At 48.1% G+C, this 16397-nt stretch carries 12 protein-coding genes; 7 read left to right on the top strand and 5 right to left on the bottom strand.

Features of this window, described 5'->3' with window-relative positions:
- The 3 genes from KDK18_RS11805 to KDK18_RS11795 form a co-directional block, all read left to right on the top strand.
- On the top strand, window positions 1–1141 hold a 1141-nt coding region (locus KDK18_RS11805), incomplete at its 5' end, for a hypothetical protein (RefSeq protein WP_257255113.1).
- Window positions 1142–1274: 133 nt separating this feature from the next.
- Entirely contained in the window at window positions 1275–3113 is a 1839-nt protein-coding gene (locus KDK18_RS11800; protein WP_257255112.1) for a hypothetical protein, read from the top strand.
- Window positions 3114–3210: 97 nt separating this feature from the next.
- Entirely contained in the window at window positions 3211–4932 is a 1722-nt protein-coding gene (locus KDK18_RS11795; protein WP_257255111.1) for a hypothetical protein, read from the top strand.
- A 95-nt stretch (window positions 4933–5027) separates the two neighbouring features.
- On the opposite strand, the gene KDK18_RS11790 is transcribed toward KDK18_RS11795, so the two are convergent.
- Window positions 5028–5255 (bottom strand): hypothetical protein, encoded by a 228-nt coding sequence (locus KDK18_RS11790; RefSeq protein ID WP_257255110.1) that lies wholly within the window; start codon window positions 5253–5255, stop codon window positions 5028–5030.
- Window positions 5256–5625: 370 nt separating this feature from the next.
- On the opposite strand from KDK18_RS11790, the gene KDK18_RS11785 reads away from it, so the two are divergent.
- The 3 genes from KDK18_RS11785 to KDK18_RS11775 all read left to right on the top strand — a co-directional run bounded on the left by KDK18_RS11785 (window position 5626) and on the right by KDK18_RS11775 (window position 8664).
- A complete protein-coding gene (locus tag KDK18_RS11785) occupies window positions 5626–7419 on the top strand; it encodes a hypothetical protein (protein ID WP_257255109.1) in 1794 nt (597 codons plus the stop codon).
- A 100-nt stretch (window positions 7420–7519) separates the two neighbouring features.
- The gene (locus tag KDK18_RS11780; RefSeq protein WP_257255108.1) at window positions 7520–7936 is read left to right on the top strand and encodes a hypothetical protein; all 417 of its coding nucleotides are present in this window, start codon (window positions 7520–7522) and stop codon (window positions 7934–7936) included.
- 95 nt (window positions 7937–8031) lie between these two features.
- A complete protein-coding gene (locus tag KDK18_RS11775; RefSeq protein WP_257255107.1) occupies window positions 8032–8664 on the top strand; it encodes a hypothetical protein in 633 nt (210 codons plus the stop codon).
- A gap of 3 nt (window positions 8665–8667) precedes the next feature.
- On the opposite strand, the gene KDK18_RS11770 is transcribed toward KDK18_RS11775, so the two are convergent.
- From KDK18_RS11770 to KDK18_RS11755, 4 genes are read right to left on the bottom strand one after another with little or no spacing between them, the layout of a single operon-like run.
- Window positions 8668–10032, bottom strand: a complete 1365-nt coding sequence (locus KDK18_RS11770; RefSeq protein WP_257255104.1) for a diguanylate cyclase domain-containing protein — start codon at window positions 10030–10032, stop codon at window positions 8668–8670.
- A gap of 19 nt (window positions 10033–10051) precedes the next feature.
- Complete coding sequence (locus KDK18_RS11765) at window positions 10052–10627, bottom strand: chemotaxis protein CheB (RefSeq protein WP_257255102.1); 576 nt, start codon at window positions 10625–10627, stop codon at window positions 10052–10054.
- Window positions 10627–11457, bottom strand: a complete 831-nt coding sequence (locus KDK18_RS11760) for a protein-glutamate O-methyltransferase CheR (protein WP_257255101.1) — start codon at window positions 11455–11457, stop codon at window positions 10627–10629. Before KDK18_RS11760 ends, KDK18_RS11765 begins: the two co-directional genes overlap by 1 nt.
- Window positions 11454–15614, bottom strand: coding sequence for a response regulator (locus KDK18_RS11755; RefSeq protein ID WP_257255100.1), 4161 nt, complete (start codon window positions 15612–15614; stop codon window positions 11454–11456). The genes KDK18_RS11760 and KDK18_RS11755 overlap by 4 nt, the downstream gene beginning before the upstream one ends.
- Window positions 15615–16129: 515 nt before the next feature.
- On the opposite strand from KDK18_RS11755, the gene KDK18_RS11750 reads away from it, so the two are divergent.
- A complete protein-coding gene (locus tag KDK18_RS11750) occupies window positions 16130–16315 on the top strand; it encodes a hypothetical protein (protein WP_257255099.1) in 186 nt (61 codons plus the stop codon).
- Window positions 16316–16397: the final 82 nt, after the last annotated feature.

The following is a 16397-nucleotide window of genomic DNA, read 5'->3' as shown; positions in this document are numbered from 1 at the left end:
TTTCAACAGACCACTGAATACTGACTATGGCGCCGGTAACGATGGTCCTCAGCAAAATCTGCATTCTTTGGATTTAAATTGTTTCATCTTCCGCTGTTATGGCGTTTGTTGTTTCCGACCATCATCTGATAGCAGAAAGCACAATGAATCGCCGCTGAGCTGCGTACAGAGCTCATGTCGCCATTTAGCGAGAGGACAATGCATTAGTTGCATAGACTATTTTGATCTTTCAAGCGAAAGAAACTACTCGCTTTTCAATGCATTGAATGGCCTCCCTGCCACTCAGCTACAATGCGACTCTGACCAACCATCCAAGACACAGACGAGCAGCTGTGATAGTAGCCCGGAATGTCACTGCAACCTTGCATATATAACGAGCGCAGAGGCTGCCTGTGCAGCTAACATTTCCGGGCAACCGACCTGTGACGTTACCGTGATTCAAAAGAATGGTCAGCAACGGCCATGTGGTAGGGCCTTCAAGCATGTTCGATCCCTGTTGGATCACAAAAGCAGAGTACATACCGGTCAAAAAACCTGTGATGTGATAGTGGTCAGGGAAGAAGGCCAACAAGGACCATGCGGGAAGGTCTGCAAAAATGCTAAAGCGCTGTCCGTCCACAGAAGCATGGCCCACAGTGGGAAAAAAACCTGTGGCGTATCCGTGGTCAGGGAAGACGGTCTGCTGCGGCCATGCGGTCAGGTCTGCAAGAACGCTTGCGCACTGTCGGATCACAAAAGAAAAGAGCACACCGGACAACAAACCTGTGATGTCATATTAGTCGGGGAGAATGGCCAGCCGCGTCCATGCGGAATTGTCCTAAAGAATGCTCTATCTCTGTCTAGTCACAAGAGCAAGGTTCACAGCGGTCAACGAGCCTGTAGCATGACCGTGGTTGGCGAGAATGGCCAGCCACGACCATGCGGGACGACCTGGAAGAATGTTCTGGACCTGTTGAGTCACAAAAGACGCACCCACAGCAATAAACAAGCCTGTGAAGTAACCGTCATCGGGAAGGATGGCCTGCAGCGGCCATGCGGGAAAATCTGCAGTAATACTCAAGCCCTGTACGATCACAAAAAAACTCATCGAAAACGCAAGGCTCTTGATCTGGATCGGAATGATGGCCTCAGTTCTAAATAACGGAAAAACACGGTTATTATCATGATCTATCTTTTCTCTCTGTAGGCCAGGATGCAAGGATATAATTATTAAGCACTCACTCTTTGCGATATTTTTACTACTACTGCCGTTTGTTATCTGTCGGGGCGAACCGTTGACAGAACGTTATATTGTCGAGCTCGAACAGACCAACCAGCACTTTTATACAGAGCGTGACTGGCAAAAACTGACGCACGACGCGTCAGACATCGCCGAAGCAAACAGCTATGCAGGAACACATTTCTCCCTTGATGATAAACCACACAGACCTGGCGACTATGGAGTAAAAACGACCATAATTGAATCAACTTTGTGGCAATGGCTTTATACTACCCATCTGCGGGTTGGTTACAAACTGATCCTGACCGGCAAAGACTCTCCTCTAAGCCCCGGCCCTTATTCATCGTTACCTGTAGAAGTGATTGTTGCTGTCGGTTGGGTTTTAAAAAGCTATTTGAACCTTGATTCACTTCTGTTTGGCCTGATTCAACAATTAGAGACAGCATCCACGCAGGCGCAGGAAGGCAAACCGGATTTGGCCATCACTATGATGTTTGGCTCTGGACATCATCGGACACTACCACCATCAGAACCATCCGGCCAGAGACCATCAGGGGCAACCACCCACCCTAAAGCCTCTTTCAACAGCCCACTGAATACTGACTATGGCGACGACAAAAGAGGCCCTCAAGAAGACTTGCATACTCTGGATTTAAATTGTTTTGTCTATCCCTGTCGTGGCATTTGTATACTCAGACAATCATCCGATAGTAGTTGGCTTGCTGAATCGTCACTAAATTCCGGACAAAGCTCATGCCCCCATTTGACGAATGCGCAGTGTCTTCGTTGCATTGGCTATTTTGATCCTCTAAACGCCAGCGATTCCTCGCCTTTAAAAACATTGGATGATTTCCCTGCCAATCAACTTCAATGCGTATTTGACCGACTGGTTTATCCACAGCCGCAAGGCATTGATAGCAACCCTGCCTATGGCAGGAACTTTTCAGACGGGGTCGCCTTAGACGGGGTCGCCTTAGACGGGGTCGCCTTAGACGGGATCGCCTCAAAATCAATGGATGCCGGGGCAGACTATAAAACTGAAGCTGTCGGGCAAGCGGCCTGTAAGTTGATTGTGATTGGAGAGCATGGCCAGAGACGACCATGCGAGATTGTTTGCAAGAGTGCTACAGCTTTGTCGGTTCACATAAGAAAAGATCACAGCGGGCAACAAACCTGTGATGTGCCTCTGGTTGGAGAGGATGGCCAGCCACGACCATGCGGAAAAGTCTACAAGAATGCTTTGGTCCTGTCGTCTCATAAAAGTAAAGTCCACAGCGGGCTAAAAGCCTGTGACGTGAGCGTGATCGGGGAGGATGGCCGACTGCAGCCATGCGGGACGGTCTGCCAGAATGCGCTAGCCCTGAGGAATCACAAAGGCAGACTCCATACCGGGCAACAAACCTGTGACATGCTGGTGGTCGGTAACGATGGCCAGTCAGGGCCATGCGGGGAGGTTCTCAGGAATGCTATAGAACTGACTTACCACAAAAGCAGAGTCCACTCTAGCCAGCAAATCTGTGGTGTGATGTTGATCGCGAAGGATGGCCAGCAACAACCATGCGGAAAGGTCTGCAAGAATAGCTGGAGGCTGTCGGATCACAAAAGAAAAGAGCACAGCGGACAAAAAACCTGTGACATGATCGTAGTCGGAGAGGATGGTCAGCAGCGGCCATGCGGGAAGCTTTGCAAGAGTTCCAAGGCTCTGACGGATCACAAAAGAAACATCCACGGCGGGCAAAAAACCTGTGACGAGATAATGCTCGGGGAGGATGGCCAGCCACAGCCATGCGGGAAGGTCTGCCAGAATCATCAAGCTCTGTCGAATCACAAAAAAAGACATCGAAAACGCAAACTTGCTGATGCGGCCAAGTACAATGACCTCAGTTCTAAATGACAGAAAAGCTCAATTATATTCTTGATCTATCCTTCCTCTCTGTAAATCAGAAGGCAAGAACACAATTATTAAACACTCACCCTTTACGACACCGCTGTTGCTGCTACTGATGTTTTTTGTCGTCTGTCATGCACAACCGTTTACAGGACGATTTGTTACCGAACTTGAACAGAAAACAGCATCTCCAAAACTGAGCTTTTCCATAAAGCCTGACCGGTGTCCCTTTTCAGACATTGCCGATATAAACGGCTTTACAAAATCATCTTTGCCGACTAATAATATACGACAACGTTCGTTCATTTACGGGATAAAAACGACCGTTGAGTTAATCTTCTGGCAATGGCATTACATCACTCACCTGCTGGTGGGTTACGAACTGATCCTGTCCACCCCGGACGCCTCCTTGTACTCCACTCCTTACTCATGGGCACTTGCAGAAGTAGTTGTGGCTGTCGGTTGGCTTTTACAAAGTTATTGGCATCCCAACTCCCCACTGTTTAAGCTGATTGAACAGCAGAAGGCAACGTTTATGCTGACCCAGGGGGATCAGACATTTGTCACCATCACTGTGATTCCGGACTCTGGGCATAGCCAACAACAATACCAGGCTTCACAACCATCGGGCCAACAAGCCCCGGGGGCAACCATCCAGCCTGCTGGCTCTTTCACTGGCTTCCTTTATTCAGGCTCCGGTAGCGGAGACGGAGAACCTCTGCAACACCAACATACTTTGGGTTTAAATTGTTATGTCTTTCCCTGCAATGGCGTTTGTAGTTTCCGAGCATCATCCGACAGCAGAGAGTCCGCTGAATGGCCACTGAATTCCTTAGAAATCTCATGCCCCCATTTTCCGCAAGGGCACTGTCTTGGTTGCATAAGTCATTTGAATCCTTTAAACGTTGGAGATTCTACGCTTTCACAAGCATTGGATGATCTCTTTGACACTCAACTCGAATTCGAGTCTGGCCAACTATTTCAGCGGCAAGCGCGTCAGCCACAAGCCGGAGGCATTAGCGACAATACAGACAATCACTGCACAGTGAATGCAGGGATCGTCTATGCAACTGATACCACTTGGCCAGCCAATGATGATGTACCAATTTGTCTTCTTCCCGGAGGAGCGCCTCGCGGAAGAACTGCACATTACCCACAAACCCTGGCAAATCATAAAAGCAGCAACCACACCGGACAACTAAACTGTGACGTGACCACAGTCGTTGAGGATGGCGAGCCTCAACCATGCGGGAAGGTCTTCAAGAGTGCTCAATCTCTGTCATCTCACAAAAGCAAATACCACACCGGACAAAAAACCTGTGATGTGACCGTTGTCAGAGAGGATGGCCAGCAGCGATGCGGGATAGTCTTCAAGAGTGCTCAATCTCTGTCATCCCACAAAAGCAAATACCACAGCGGGCAAAAAATCTGTGATGTGACCATGTTCAGGGAGGATGGCCAGCAGCAGCCATGCGGGACCGTCTGCCAGAATGGCTACGCCCTGTCGAATCACAAAAGAAGATACCACACCGGGAAAAAAGCCTGTGACATGACCGTAGTCGGGGAGGATCGTCAACAGCGGCCTTGCGGAAAGATCTGCCGGAATGCTCTGGCTCTCTCTGATCACAAAAAAACTCAACACGGCGGGGAAAAAACCTGTGACGTGACCGTCGTTGGGGAGGATGGTCAGCAGCGACCATGCGGAAAGGTCTGCCAGAATACTCAAGCTCTAACGAATCACAAAAGAAAACATCGAAAACGCAATCCCGATGATGTGAGCCAGAATAATGACCCCAGCTCTAAAGAAGGTAGAGTAAATAAATAACGAGTCGATCTCTGCAGGGGACAATTTTGTAAAGAATCTTGATATAAAAGGGAGAGTGGGTACTCGCCAGCAGGTATAACTGCAAGCTTATTAACTCAAGCTGAATGATTGCCGCCTTTGAACTGGTCAAACTCCCGGTTGGTGCGATCCGGACAGACAACCCTGTTTCCTTCGGGTACCATCCAGTCAACGACACTTCTGGCAATATCATCAAGCTCCATGTCACTCCGGGCGAAGAAGCGCTTGAGACGTTCACGCCCGGAGTCGATCCCGGTACCGTGCCCCATAGTTCGGGCCGTACGGGACAGGTTGACTGAACCCATCTGGATAAGGCCAATAATAACCAGCGCAATAAGGTCAATACGGGATTGATGCCAGCCAAGAGAGGTTTTAAGATGCTTTGCCAGTGAATGGGGGGTGTTGCACGAAAGGTGACTGCTTGAGGTAATGGGCTTGCAGAATGCCTGCTGTCGGCCACCTATGCACCCTTTGATATCAAGCTTTGTCTCGAAATTATCCCCTTCAGAGCTCTGATTTTTGACAAAAGGCTTTTGACAGAAAACATTCTCATTTTCTTGATCTATCTTTCCCTTCTGTTAACCAGAATACAAGGATAGAATTATTGAGCACTCACTCTTTGCAACACTAATGTTGCTGCTATTGTCGCTTTCTGTCATCTGCCAGGGTGAAACGTTGACAGAACGTATTTTTGTTGAGATTCAACAAAATTCAAACCGGAGCTTCACTATAAAGCGTGACCAGCGAAAATTGTCTGGCAACCCATCACACATTACCGACACAGGGGGCTGTGCAGGAACAGATTTCCTGCCTGATGAAAAACGACAGAAATCGTATGATTACGGAGCAAAAATGCCCCTTATTGAGTCGATTTCGTGGCAGTTGCTATACGCTACTAATCTACTCGTTGGTTTCGAACTGATCCTGAGCACCATAGATACCCCTTTAAGCTCTAACCCACACTCAGGGATGCTCGCAGAAGTGGTTGTCAGTGTCGGTTGGCTTTTAAAATGCTATTGGAACCCTTATTCACGGCTGTTTAGCCCAATTCAATACCAAGTTGAACAACAAGAGTCGAGTCAGGATCGCCTATTTGCCACCATCACTGTCATGTTTGGCTCTGGATGTAACCAACAATCATATCAGCCAACAAAATCATCCAGTCAGCAAGCTCCGCAAAGAAGTACATACCCTTCAGGCTATTTCGCTAGCCTCCTGCATTCTGACTATGAGGACGGTAACGAAGACCCTCAACAACACCCACATACTTTGGGTTTGAATTGTTTCGTCCATCCCTGTCATGGTACCTGTCAACTCCGACCATCATCTGATAACACAGAGCCCTCTGAATGGCCGATGAATTTCGCAGGAAGCTCATGCCTCCATTTGGCCACTGGGTACTGCTTCAGTTGCGTGGGGCATTTGGATCCTTTACAGGTTACGCACCCCCAACAAACCCTGCCTTTCGAAATACGGGATGATATTCTTGCCATTAAACGCCAATACGATTTTGGTCAACGATTTCCGCCACAGGCGCATGGTACTGATGACAACCCAGCCAATAATGGCAACCCTCAAGGCGGGGTCGCTTTAGACTCAATGAGTGCAGGGGTAGTCTCTAAAGGGCAACGAACCTGTGTCGAGATCGTGATAGGTGAGGATGGCCGGCAGCGGCCATGCGGAAGGATTTGGAAAAGTTCCAGAGCCCTGTCGGATCACAAAAGAAGAGACCACAGTGGGCAACAAACCTGTGACGTGCCCCTGATCGGTCAGGATGGCCAGCCGCGGCCATGCGGAAGTATCTGCAGAGGTTCTAAAGCCCTGTCGGAACATAAAAGAAGAGACCACAGTGGGCAACAAACCTGTATCGTGACCGTGATCGGTGAGGATGGCCACCGGCAGCGATGCGGAAAAGTCTTGAGAAGTGCTATATCTCTTACGGCTCACAAAAGCTCATACCACAGCGGGCAAAAAACCTGTGACATGACGGTGGTCGGGGAGGATGGCCAGCTGCACAAATGCGGGATGCTCTGCATAAATGCCAGAAATCTGGCGAGTCACAAAAGAGTTGCTCACACTGGGCAAAAAACCTGTGGCATAACTGTCGTTGGGAAGGATGGCCAGCCGCGGCCATGCGGGATGCTCTGCAAGAATGCCAGAGACCTGTCGTATCACAGGAGAAAAATACACAGCGGGCCAAAAACCTGTGATATGCCCCTGGTCAGCGAGGATGGTCAGCAGCGGCCATGCGGGTTGGTCTGCAAAAGTGCCCCGGCCCTGACGGATCACAAAAAAAGAGACCACACCGGACAACAAACCTGCAACATGACCGTGGTCGGGGAGAACGGCCAACTTCAACGATGCGGTCAGCTCTGCGACAATGCCAGAGCCCTGTTGAATCACAAAAAAAAACATCGAAAAAGCAAGTTTGTTGATGTGGACCAGAATGGAGGCCTCTTTTCTAAATGACAGACAAATAGATATATGCTCTTGATCTATCCTTTCTCTCTGTAAAACACAATGCAAGGATGGATTTATTAAAAACTCTCTCTTTACGGCACTGCTGTTGTTGCTACTGTTGCTACTGTTGCTACTGTTGCTACTGTTGCTACTGTTGCTACTAAAGCTGTTGTCTGTCGTCTGTCAGGCCGAGCCGTTGACAGAACGTTTTGTTGTCGAGCTTGAACAGAATGCAGTTTTTACAAACCAGAGCTTTTCTGTAAAGGATTACCAGCATAAATGGCCGGACAGCCCGTCAGACATTACCGATACAAACGGCTATGCAAGATCAGATTTACCGCTTGACGAAAAACGACACAAACTTGTCGGTTACGGGGTAAAAACCACCCTTATTGAATCAATTTCATGGCAATGGCTTTGCGCTACTCATCTGCTGGTTCGTTACAAACTGATCTTGACCACCAAAGACTCTCCTCTGTTTTACACCCCTTATTCATGGGTGCCTGTAGAAGATGTTTGGGTGTGAATTGTTTCATCCACCCCTGTTACGGCGTTTGCCAATTCCGATCATCATCTGATGGCAGAGAGCCCGCTCGATCGCAGCTGGATTCCCTGGAAAATTTGACAAGCCACACAGAAGCTATCACCGGACAAAGCTCACGCACCGATTTGGTCAATAGACACGGCCATAGCTACAAAAGTCATTCTGATACTATGCAGAATATATATTCCAATGAAACGTCGCTTTTCGAAATGTCGTTTACCCTGTCCACACCCCCACCAAGAACCTCAGAAACAGAGCAAACAACAGAATCATTCCAATTGGACCAGACCCAGACTAAGATGTTATTGTCGTCTAACAACAGCGTAAAGCACCATGGTCAACATACCTGTGACGTGACCGTCTTCGGGGAGGATAGTCAACCGCGACTCTGCGAGACAGTCTGCAAGAATGCCAGAGTCCTGTCGGATCACAAAAGAAGATTCCACACCGCACAACAGACCTGTGACGAGATGGTATTCGAAGAAGATTGCCAGCAGCGCCCGTGCGGAAAGACGTGCAAGAATATTCGATCTCTTTCGGTTCACAAAAGCAAATACCACACCGGTCAGGCAACCTGTAACGAAATCTTGGCCGAAGAGGATCGCCGACCGCGGAGATGCGGGACGATTTGCAAGAGTGCTAAAGCCCTGACGGAGCATAGAAGCATGCATCGAAAGCGCAAGCGCGTTCAGGTGCACTTCTCCCAATGAACACTAGTTGCCCTCTTCTGCCTGCTCCCTCTCTCCACTGTCGAGCTCAGATGCCAGCCGATAATCATCCCGTCCGCTTTTCTTGGCCACATACATGGCCTGATCAGCAGCCTTGAGCAGAGCTTCGGCATCAGTGCCGGTATCTTCTGATGTCGCAATTCCGATACTGGTGCCTACGTGTCTGGCTTCGCCATTCAGATCGTGGGGTTCACGGATTGTGGTGAGAATCTTCTCAGCAATCAGTTTGGCGTCCGATGCTTCCGCCACATCATCCAGAATGATGGCAAACTCATCCCCCCCTAACCTGGCAACCAGGTCACCTTCACGCACACATTCCTGCAACCTTTGTGACACACTTCTCAGCAGAAGATCTCCGGCATCGTGCCCAAGGGTATCGTTAATTTCCTTGAAGTGATCCAGATCAAGGTACATGACAGCAGTGCTCTTATTCCGCCTCTGACTCCTGGCTAATGAAGCACCCAGAAACTCTTTGAACAGTGTCCGATTAGCCAGCCCTGTCAAACTGTCGTACTTCGCCATCAGCAACAACTGATTTTCCAGCTTCTTGCGCTCGGTAATGTCTTGAAACAATAAAACGCAACCCTGCACTTCCTGCCTGTCATTAACAATAGCCGCCATATTGTATTCAGCATCAAAGTGGCTTCCGGAAAGTGTCCAAAGTTGTCTATCTGATGTATGAAAGACACCTCCAGCGACCATCGTATTCTCAAGTATTTCTGACTCTTGCCACTTTTCCAGAGCCTCTTCCCCTTTAGCGTCGTATACAAACTGACTGATGTGTTTTCCCAACAGATTTTCTTCTGTTCCTCCAAGCATGGCGCAGGCGGTTGGATTGATGAACGAAATCTTGCCATCGGGATCAAGACCGGCGATGCCTTCACCGGCATTATCCAGCAACAACTTATTCTTTCGGCTGATCCAGCGAAGCTCCCTTGAGACTTGCTCTAGCTCAATCCGCTGTTCTTCCAGCTGCAGAAACACCTTAACCTTGCCCAACAAGATATCCGGATTGATGGGTTTTGGCAGATAATCAACCGCACCCGCCTGATAGCCTTTACTGATGTAGGACTGATCCTTGTTTATGGCGGTGACAAAAATGATAGGAATATTGGCTGTCTGCTTGTTGCTGTGCAGCAAAGTCGCCGTCTCAAAACCGTCCATGCCCGGCATCTGCACATCCAGAAGGATCACCGCAAAATGGTGATGAAGCACTTCTGATAAAGCCGCTTCACCAGAGTCCACTTTATGTATTTCGGCTCCCAACGGCTTGAGAAGCTTGTTCATGGCCAGCAGATTCTCAGGACGATCATCCACGACCAGAATTTTGACTTTCGGCTTGTCATCCATGACCGCCCTCCTGACTCATTCATGTCTCAGGTTTGAAATTCTTGGATTTTAAGCAGACAGCCATATCACTCAAGTCCAGCACATGGTCCACACAACCGGTTGCAATGGCTGATTTGGGCATTGTCGGCACCTCGGCTGTTTCGGGATTCTGGACAATGGTTAATCCGCCTGCCTGTTTAACAGCCCTGACACCCTCTGCCCCATCTTTATTGGCGCCCGTTAACAGGACACCCACCACTTGTGTACCAAAAACATCGGCAGCAGATTGAAAGAGGACATCCACCGAAGGTCTGGAATGGCAGACCGGGGCATCAATGCTCAGGCTCAGGGTTTCCCTATCTTCAACCTGCAAGTGGTAACCACCAGGAGCCAGGTAAACATGATTGTCGACCATCTTCTGCTTGTCATAAGCAATACTGACCGGCAGTGGTGATGTTTTCCCCAGAAATTTTGATAAGCCTTCTTCATCACCGGACGCCAGGTGTTTGGTAATAATAACGGGATACGAAAAACAGCTTCCCAGTTCCAGAAGCAGGGATTCCAGTGCTGAAAGCCCTCCGGCTGAGGCTCCTATCACCAATACCCCGTCGCTCATCAATTACCCTTTCTGTAGATGCGCTGGTCCCGATCAGTGACTTCCAGCTGATTACCGATTGAACTGAAGAGAATATTTTCCCGCTTGCCAACACAGAGCACACCTCTGGAACAGAGACTGTCAAATAGCAGTTGCAACACCCGATCCTGTAGCTCCTGATTGAAATAAATGAGTACATTTCGACAAAGAATCAGGTTCATTTCCCCGAATACACCATCCGTCACCAGATTATGATTAGCAAAGGTAATATGATCAGCCAGTCGTCCATTGAACTTCACGGAGTCATATCCTCTGTGAAAGTAGTCTGATAACTCTTTCTTGCCTCCTGTCTTGCGGTAGTTCTCCTCATAAAGAGCCATCTCGGCTTCCGGATAGATACCGCTTTTGGCATGACGCAATGCCTGATCGTTAAAGTCTGTGGCATAGATCTGACAGCGATCCAGCAGACCCTCTTCATCGAGAAGAATAGCCATGGAGTAGGCTTCCTGACCACTGGCGCAGCCCGCATGCCAGATTTTGATAAACGGATAGGTTTTCAGAATCGGGACTATGTTCTCCCGAAGAGACTTGAAGAAATCCGGGTTCCTGAACATCTCTGTCACAACCACCGACATATCTTTAACAAAAACAGCGAAAGCAGACTCGTCATGAAGAAACAATGGAATCAAGTCACTGATGTGCTGAACGCCCGACATCTTCATGTGTCTTTTGACACGGCGGATTAAAGATGCTCTGGCATAGCTGCCAAACTGGTAACCATACTTTTCCTGAACAGCACTCAGAAGTAGCTTCAGTTCAAAATCCTGATACGAATCCCCGGGTTCTGTCATTTGAATAACCAGACCTTCATCATTTCAACCAGTTTGTCGATCTCCACCGGCTTGGTCATATAGTCATTGGCGCCCGCTTCTATACACTTTGCCTTATCATCGGACATGGCCTTGGCTGTCAGTGCAATGACAGGCATACTCTTAAACCGGTCAACTTCACGCATTTTGGTCATGGCTTCATAGCCGTCCATCACCGGCATCATGATGTCCATCAGCACCAGCTCAATACCCTCTTCTTCATCGAGCTTATCGAGGGCGTTTTGTCCATTATCAGCAATGACCACTTCCAACCCAATTCCCTGCAAGCCCTTGGATAATGCAAAGGTGTTGCGAAGATCATCATCCACCAGCAGAATTTTATGACCTTCAAGGGATTTGTTATTCACCGACTTAGCTGCAGGCCTTAATTCGGCAGGAGCCGACTTTTCGATCGAATGAATGAAAAGGCTGATCTCATCCATCACCCTCTCGGAAGCATAATCCCCCTTCATAACCAGAGCACGGGTATATTTCTGCAGCTCTTTCTGGTCTTCTGCCGACAACTTCTTATCGGTATGAATGATGATCGATGGCATGTTGTCGCCCATCTTTTCCTGAAGCTTCTGTAAAAACGCCAGTCCACTGCTGTCTGGTAAATCGACATCCATCACCAGACACTGCCAGTGATTCTCTGACATTGACTGTTCGGCTTCTTCAGCGGATGAAGCCTCGGCGATATTCATCCCTTTTTCTCTCAGCATTTTCGCCAGGTGTGATCGACTCTCTGCATCAATGTCCAATAACAGAGCATGTTGGATATCTTTTGAGAGAGCCGTTTTAAGCGTGCTGAAAACCTTTTCCAGGTCACCTACCGACACCGGCTTGACCAGATAACCAACAGCCCCCTGTCGCTCTGACTCATCAGGATCACGTCCCGAAACGATGTGAACCGGTATGTCTTTTGTCATAGCATTCTTCTGCAACTGCCTGAGCACATCTTCACCATCCATATCTGGCAGGCCAAGATCCAGAATAATGGCCATAGGCTGCTCTTCGATCGCCGTCTGAATCCCTTCCTTACCATTGGCGGCCACCAGACATTGATAACCATGACTGCCGGAAAGCTGTTTGACGATATCCGAGAAATGCTGATCATCTTCAATGATCAGAATATTCTTTCCAGCTGTGGACCTTTTCTTTTTGATCGGAGGCTTATCAGCCACAGGAGCCGAGTCAGCTTTAGCTTTTTTTTCAGCAGGAGCGGAAGCGGCTTTTTGATAACCGTCACTGGTAGCGGGTGAATAACTGTCAGCCGTGACTTTTGCGCCATCAATTGAGCAAACGGCATTATCAGGCAGATAAACCGTAAACGTTGTTCCTTCTCCTTCGGCACTCTCTATGCCGATATGACCACCCAACATAGAAGTCAGTTCACGTGAGATTGCCAAACCTAACCCGGTTCCACCGTACTTTCTGCTGGTTGAACCATCCGCCTGCTGGAATGCCTCAAAGATGGCATCCTGCTTTTCTTCCGGAATGCCTATCCCGGTATCCCTGACTGCAAAGGCAACATAGGTTTCGTAGCCATGACCTGCCTTACGGGTTGAGTTGAATACCCGGATATAGACGCCCCCCTGTTCCGTAAACTTAAAGGCATTAGACAGGAAGTTTTTGATAACCTGCATAACCCTTTGGCTATCGGTGAGAATAACTCTGGTCGTCCCGGGATCTATATCCACAGAGAAATCCAGTCCCTTGTTTTCAGCCAGAGGTTTGAACAAAGTCCGCATACTGGAGCACAGCTCTTCAATATCCATATCTTCCAGATTGACACTCATCTTGCCGGCTTCAACCTTGGACAGATCAAGAATATCATTGATCAAATCGAGAAGTTCCTTCCCACCGCTGTAGATCACTTGTGCGGATTCAATCTGGTCTTCGTTAAGGTTACCTTCATCGTTATCTGCCAACATCTGTGCCAGAAGGAGAAGTGAGTTCAAAGGCGTCCGTAATTCATGGGACATATTGGCCAGGAACTCAGACTTGTATTTACTGGCCTGTTCCAGCTCTTCTGCCTTCTCTTCCAGGGTTTTTCTTGAAAGCTCAATATCCAGATTTTTTCGTTCAATCTCAGCTTTCTGTTGCTGAAGAAGCTCGGTTTTTTCTTCCAGCTCAGCGTTAGACTTCTGCATCTCCTCACTCTGGGCTCTTAGCTCCTCCTGGGACTCTTCCAACACTCTGGCCCGGCTTTCCAATTCATCATTGACAGAACGCAGCTCTTCTTGCTGCTCTTTCATGGCCTCTGATTGCCGCGTGGTCTTTTCGAGCAGCTGATTGACACGGTTACGGTATTGGGCAGAATTAATACCGATAGCGACACTTTCCAGAGCATCTTCGAGAAAGCCCCTCTGTTCATGCGTCAGCTCCCTGATAAGGGCAAACTCCAGAACTCCCTTAACTTCTCCCTCATAAACAAGCGGTACGGTAATAATCACTTTGGGAGACGTATTGCCCAATCCCGATTCAATTTTGATGTAATCTTCGGGAATGCCGGTCAACTCAATGGCCTGCTTCTCCAAAGCCGCCTGACCTACCAGACCTTCCCCGATCTCAAAAATGTTTTTGTTCTGCTGGCGTTTTTGCCAGGCAAAAGATGCCATCAGCTGCAATCGCTTCTCATCATCCATGACATACATGGCACCTGTCTGCATATGCAGGTAGCGGGCAAGGTAGGAGACGATGTTCTTACAGACCTCTGATAGCTCCTGCTCTCCCCTCATGCAGTTATTCAAACCTGCCAGACCTTCCTGCTGCCAGCTCTTGCGATCGTTATCACTGATAACATTTCTCAACTTCTCCGTCATCTCAGAGAAGCTGCGACTAAGGTCACTGATTTCATTGTGACCGCTGAGTACAGCACCCTGAGCATAATCACCCGACGCAACCCGATTAACCCAGGCAGTGATGGTTCTGATCGGTCTGACCAATCTTCGGGTAATGACCAGTGCAATCAGAATGACAATCAGGGCGGTAATCGCTGTGATATAGATCAGGCGATTTCTGAACTCAACAACAGAGACAAAGGCATCTTTCTGGCTCACTTCAGAGATAAGAGCCATAGTTGTGCCGGCGACCTCAATGGCATAAAAGGTTCCCAGAACACTCTCTTGATAGACATTGGTGTAGCTCTTGATATGAAAATGTTGATCGCCTTTATGACTGCCGGAGACATCTGAGTGAAGATCGAGTTCTCCACCAAAAAGTTCATTCAGCTCTGCATCGCTATCAAGACCGTGACTTTGATCATCCATGTTATGATCATGAAGTTCATGGAATACGCCATCGGTATCAACATGAGCCAACCAGTCCTGAGTCAGGATATTATCTGCCTTCAATATCATGGACTGGCTTGAATCCAGATCTGTACCGTAGCGAATGTAGCCATCATCACCAATAAGATAGGATTTCAGAACATCACTAAACTGGTTTTCGCTCTCAAAAATGTTTTGAACGTTATGAGCCAGTATCTGAACCGCCAGAAAGCCGATTGTTTCCTCTTTCTCATCCACCAGCGGCAGAATAAAGAAACTGACCTTCTGATCTCCAATGGGTGGATACGCAGTCACATCAGCATACTTGGGAACTACCTCTTTAAGGCTTTCACGGGCCGCTTTTGCAAGTGAGGTATTGGCAAGAGCCCCAATGAAAAGGTTTTTGCCCAGATCACTGTAGGCATTCACGGTATAAAGAATATTACCTTCAGTATCCCCCAAAATCAGATCGGAGTAATCGTAGTAACGTAAAAAGTCCACAAACTCACTGGAGTACTGATTCAGAATCTGATTATAACTGTCAGAATTAATGAACATTTCCGGTGATTTCTTAAGAGCCTTGCGACTCTCAATCAGATGTGACAGAAACTCCCGGGCCACTCCGGCCTTGATAAACAGGTTGGTGACTACCGAGTCAAAATAATCATTAATTTGCTGACTCAATAGCTGGTTGACAGTACTCAACTGTTCATAACGACTTTGAACGATGGTTTGTTTACCTTGACGGTATTCATTGAAACCAATCACCGTAATAGGTCCCAGCGACAAAACCATGAACCAGACAAAGAGTGTGACCGATAGACCATGCCTGAATTTTCTATCAGATGATTGTTGTGAATCCTGCATTTGTCTGGCCATCCCTGCCACTTAAATCCCAGTATGTAAGGTGTAATGCGCCTACCGCCAGAATTGCGAGACTTCAGCGGTTTATCCCTTATTGCATCGCCTATTTAAGGTAAAGTTTTAGAGCCGGTAAGCAGGAAAATAACACCGGTTATCCAATGGTGCTGGCAGAGCCTTGTCCCACATCACCGGAGGAAAAAGCCCTTTACCGCTGACGGAAGCAGTTTCCACAGATAAGAATACAGAATCGATTAAGAGCCCTTGTCCAAAAAAAAGCTTAAGATCTGATAATGGCTACGGCTCATACCCTGAAGATACAGGCCTCCAAAAGCAAGATATCGCTGCTGAAACAGTAAACAGTGCAATGCCCCGGCAAACCCGCTAGATTAGGTTAAATTCAGGCAATTAATCAGCACAGACAAAGCAGATTAAGGCTATGCAACTCAACCAGATCGTTTACAACCATTTTCATTGTTCTCATTCTAAAGAGTCAAGACTGGCCGTGATCGTGGGTACCAATGGTGCGGGTAAACCGCCTCAATGGAAGGTATCAAAGTTGCCTCGGGCACGTAGGGGCAGAAGCGCCCCGGATTCTGAATCGAATACTCCCTGTTCAACCTCGTCCGGAAAACGATCCAAACACCATTTTGCTTAACGAGTATCTTGATCTGGTTTACGCCGAAAAATGGCAGGAAGCAGAATAAAAGCGAAAAGCGTTGGACGCTATTTTTCAGGGGCAGGAACCGGCCCTGACCTAAGCTGACTTTTATATAAAAACCTTCAAAT

The organism is Endozoicomonas sp. SESOKO3 (assembly GCF_024606255.1).
This window is presented reverse-complemented; position numbering and strand designations above follow the sequence as displayed.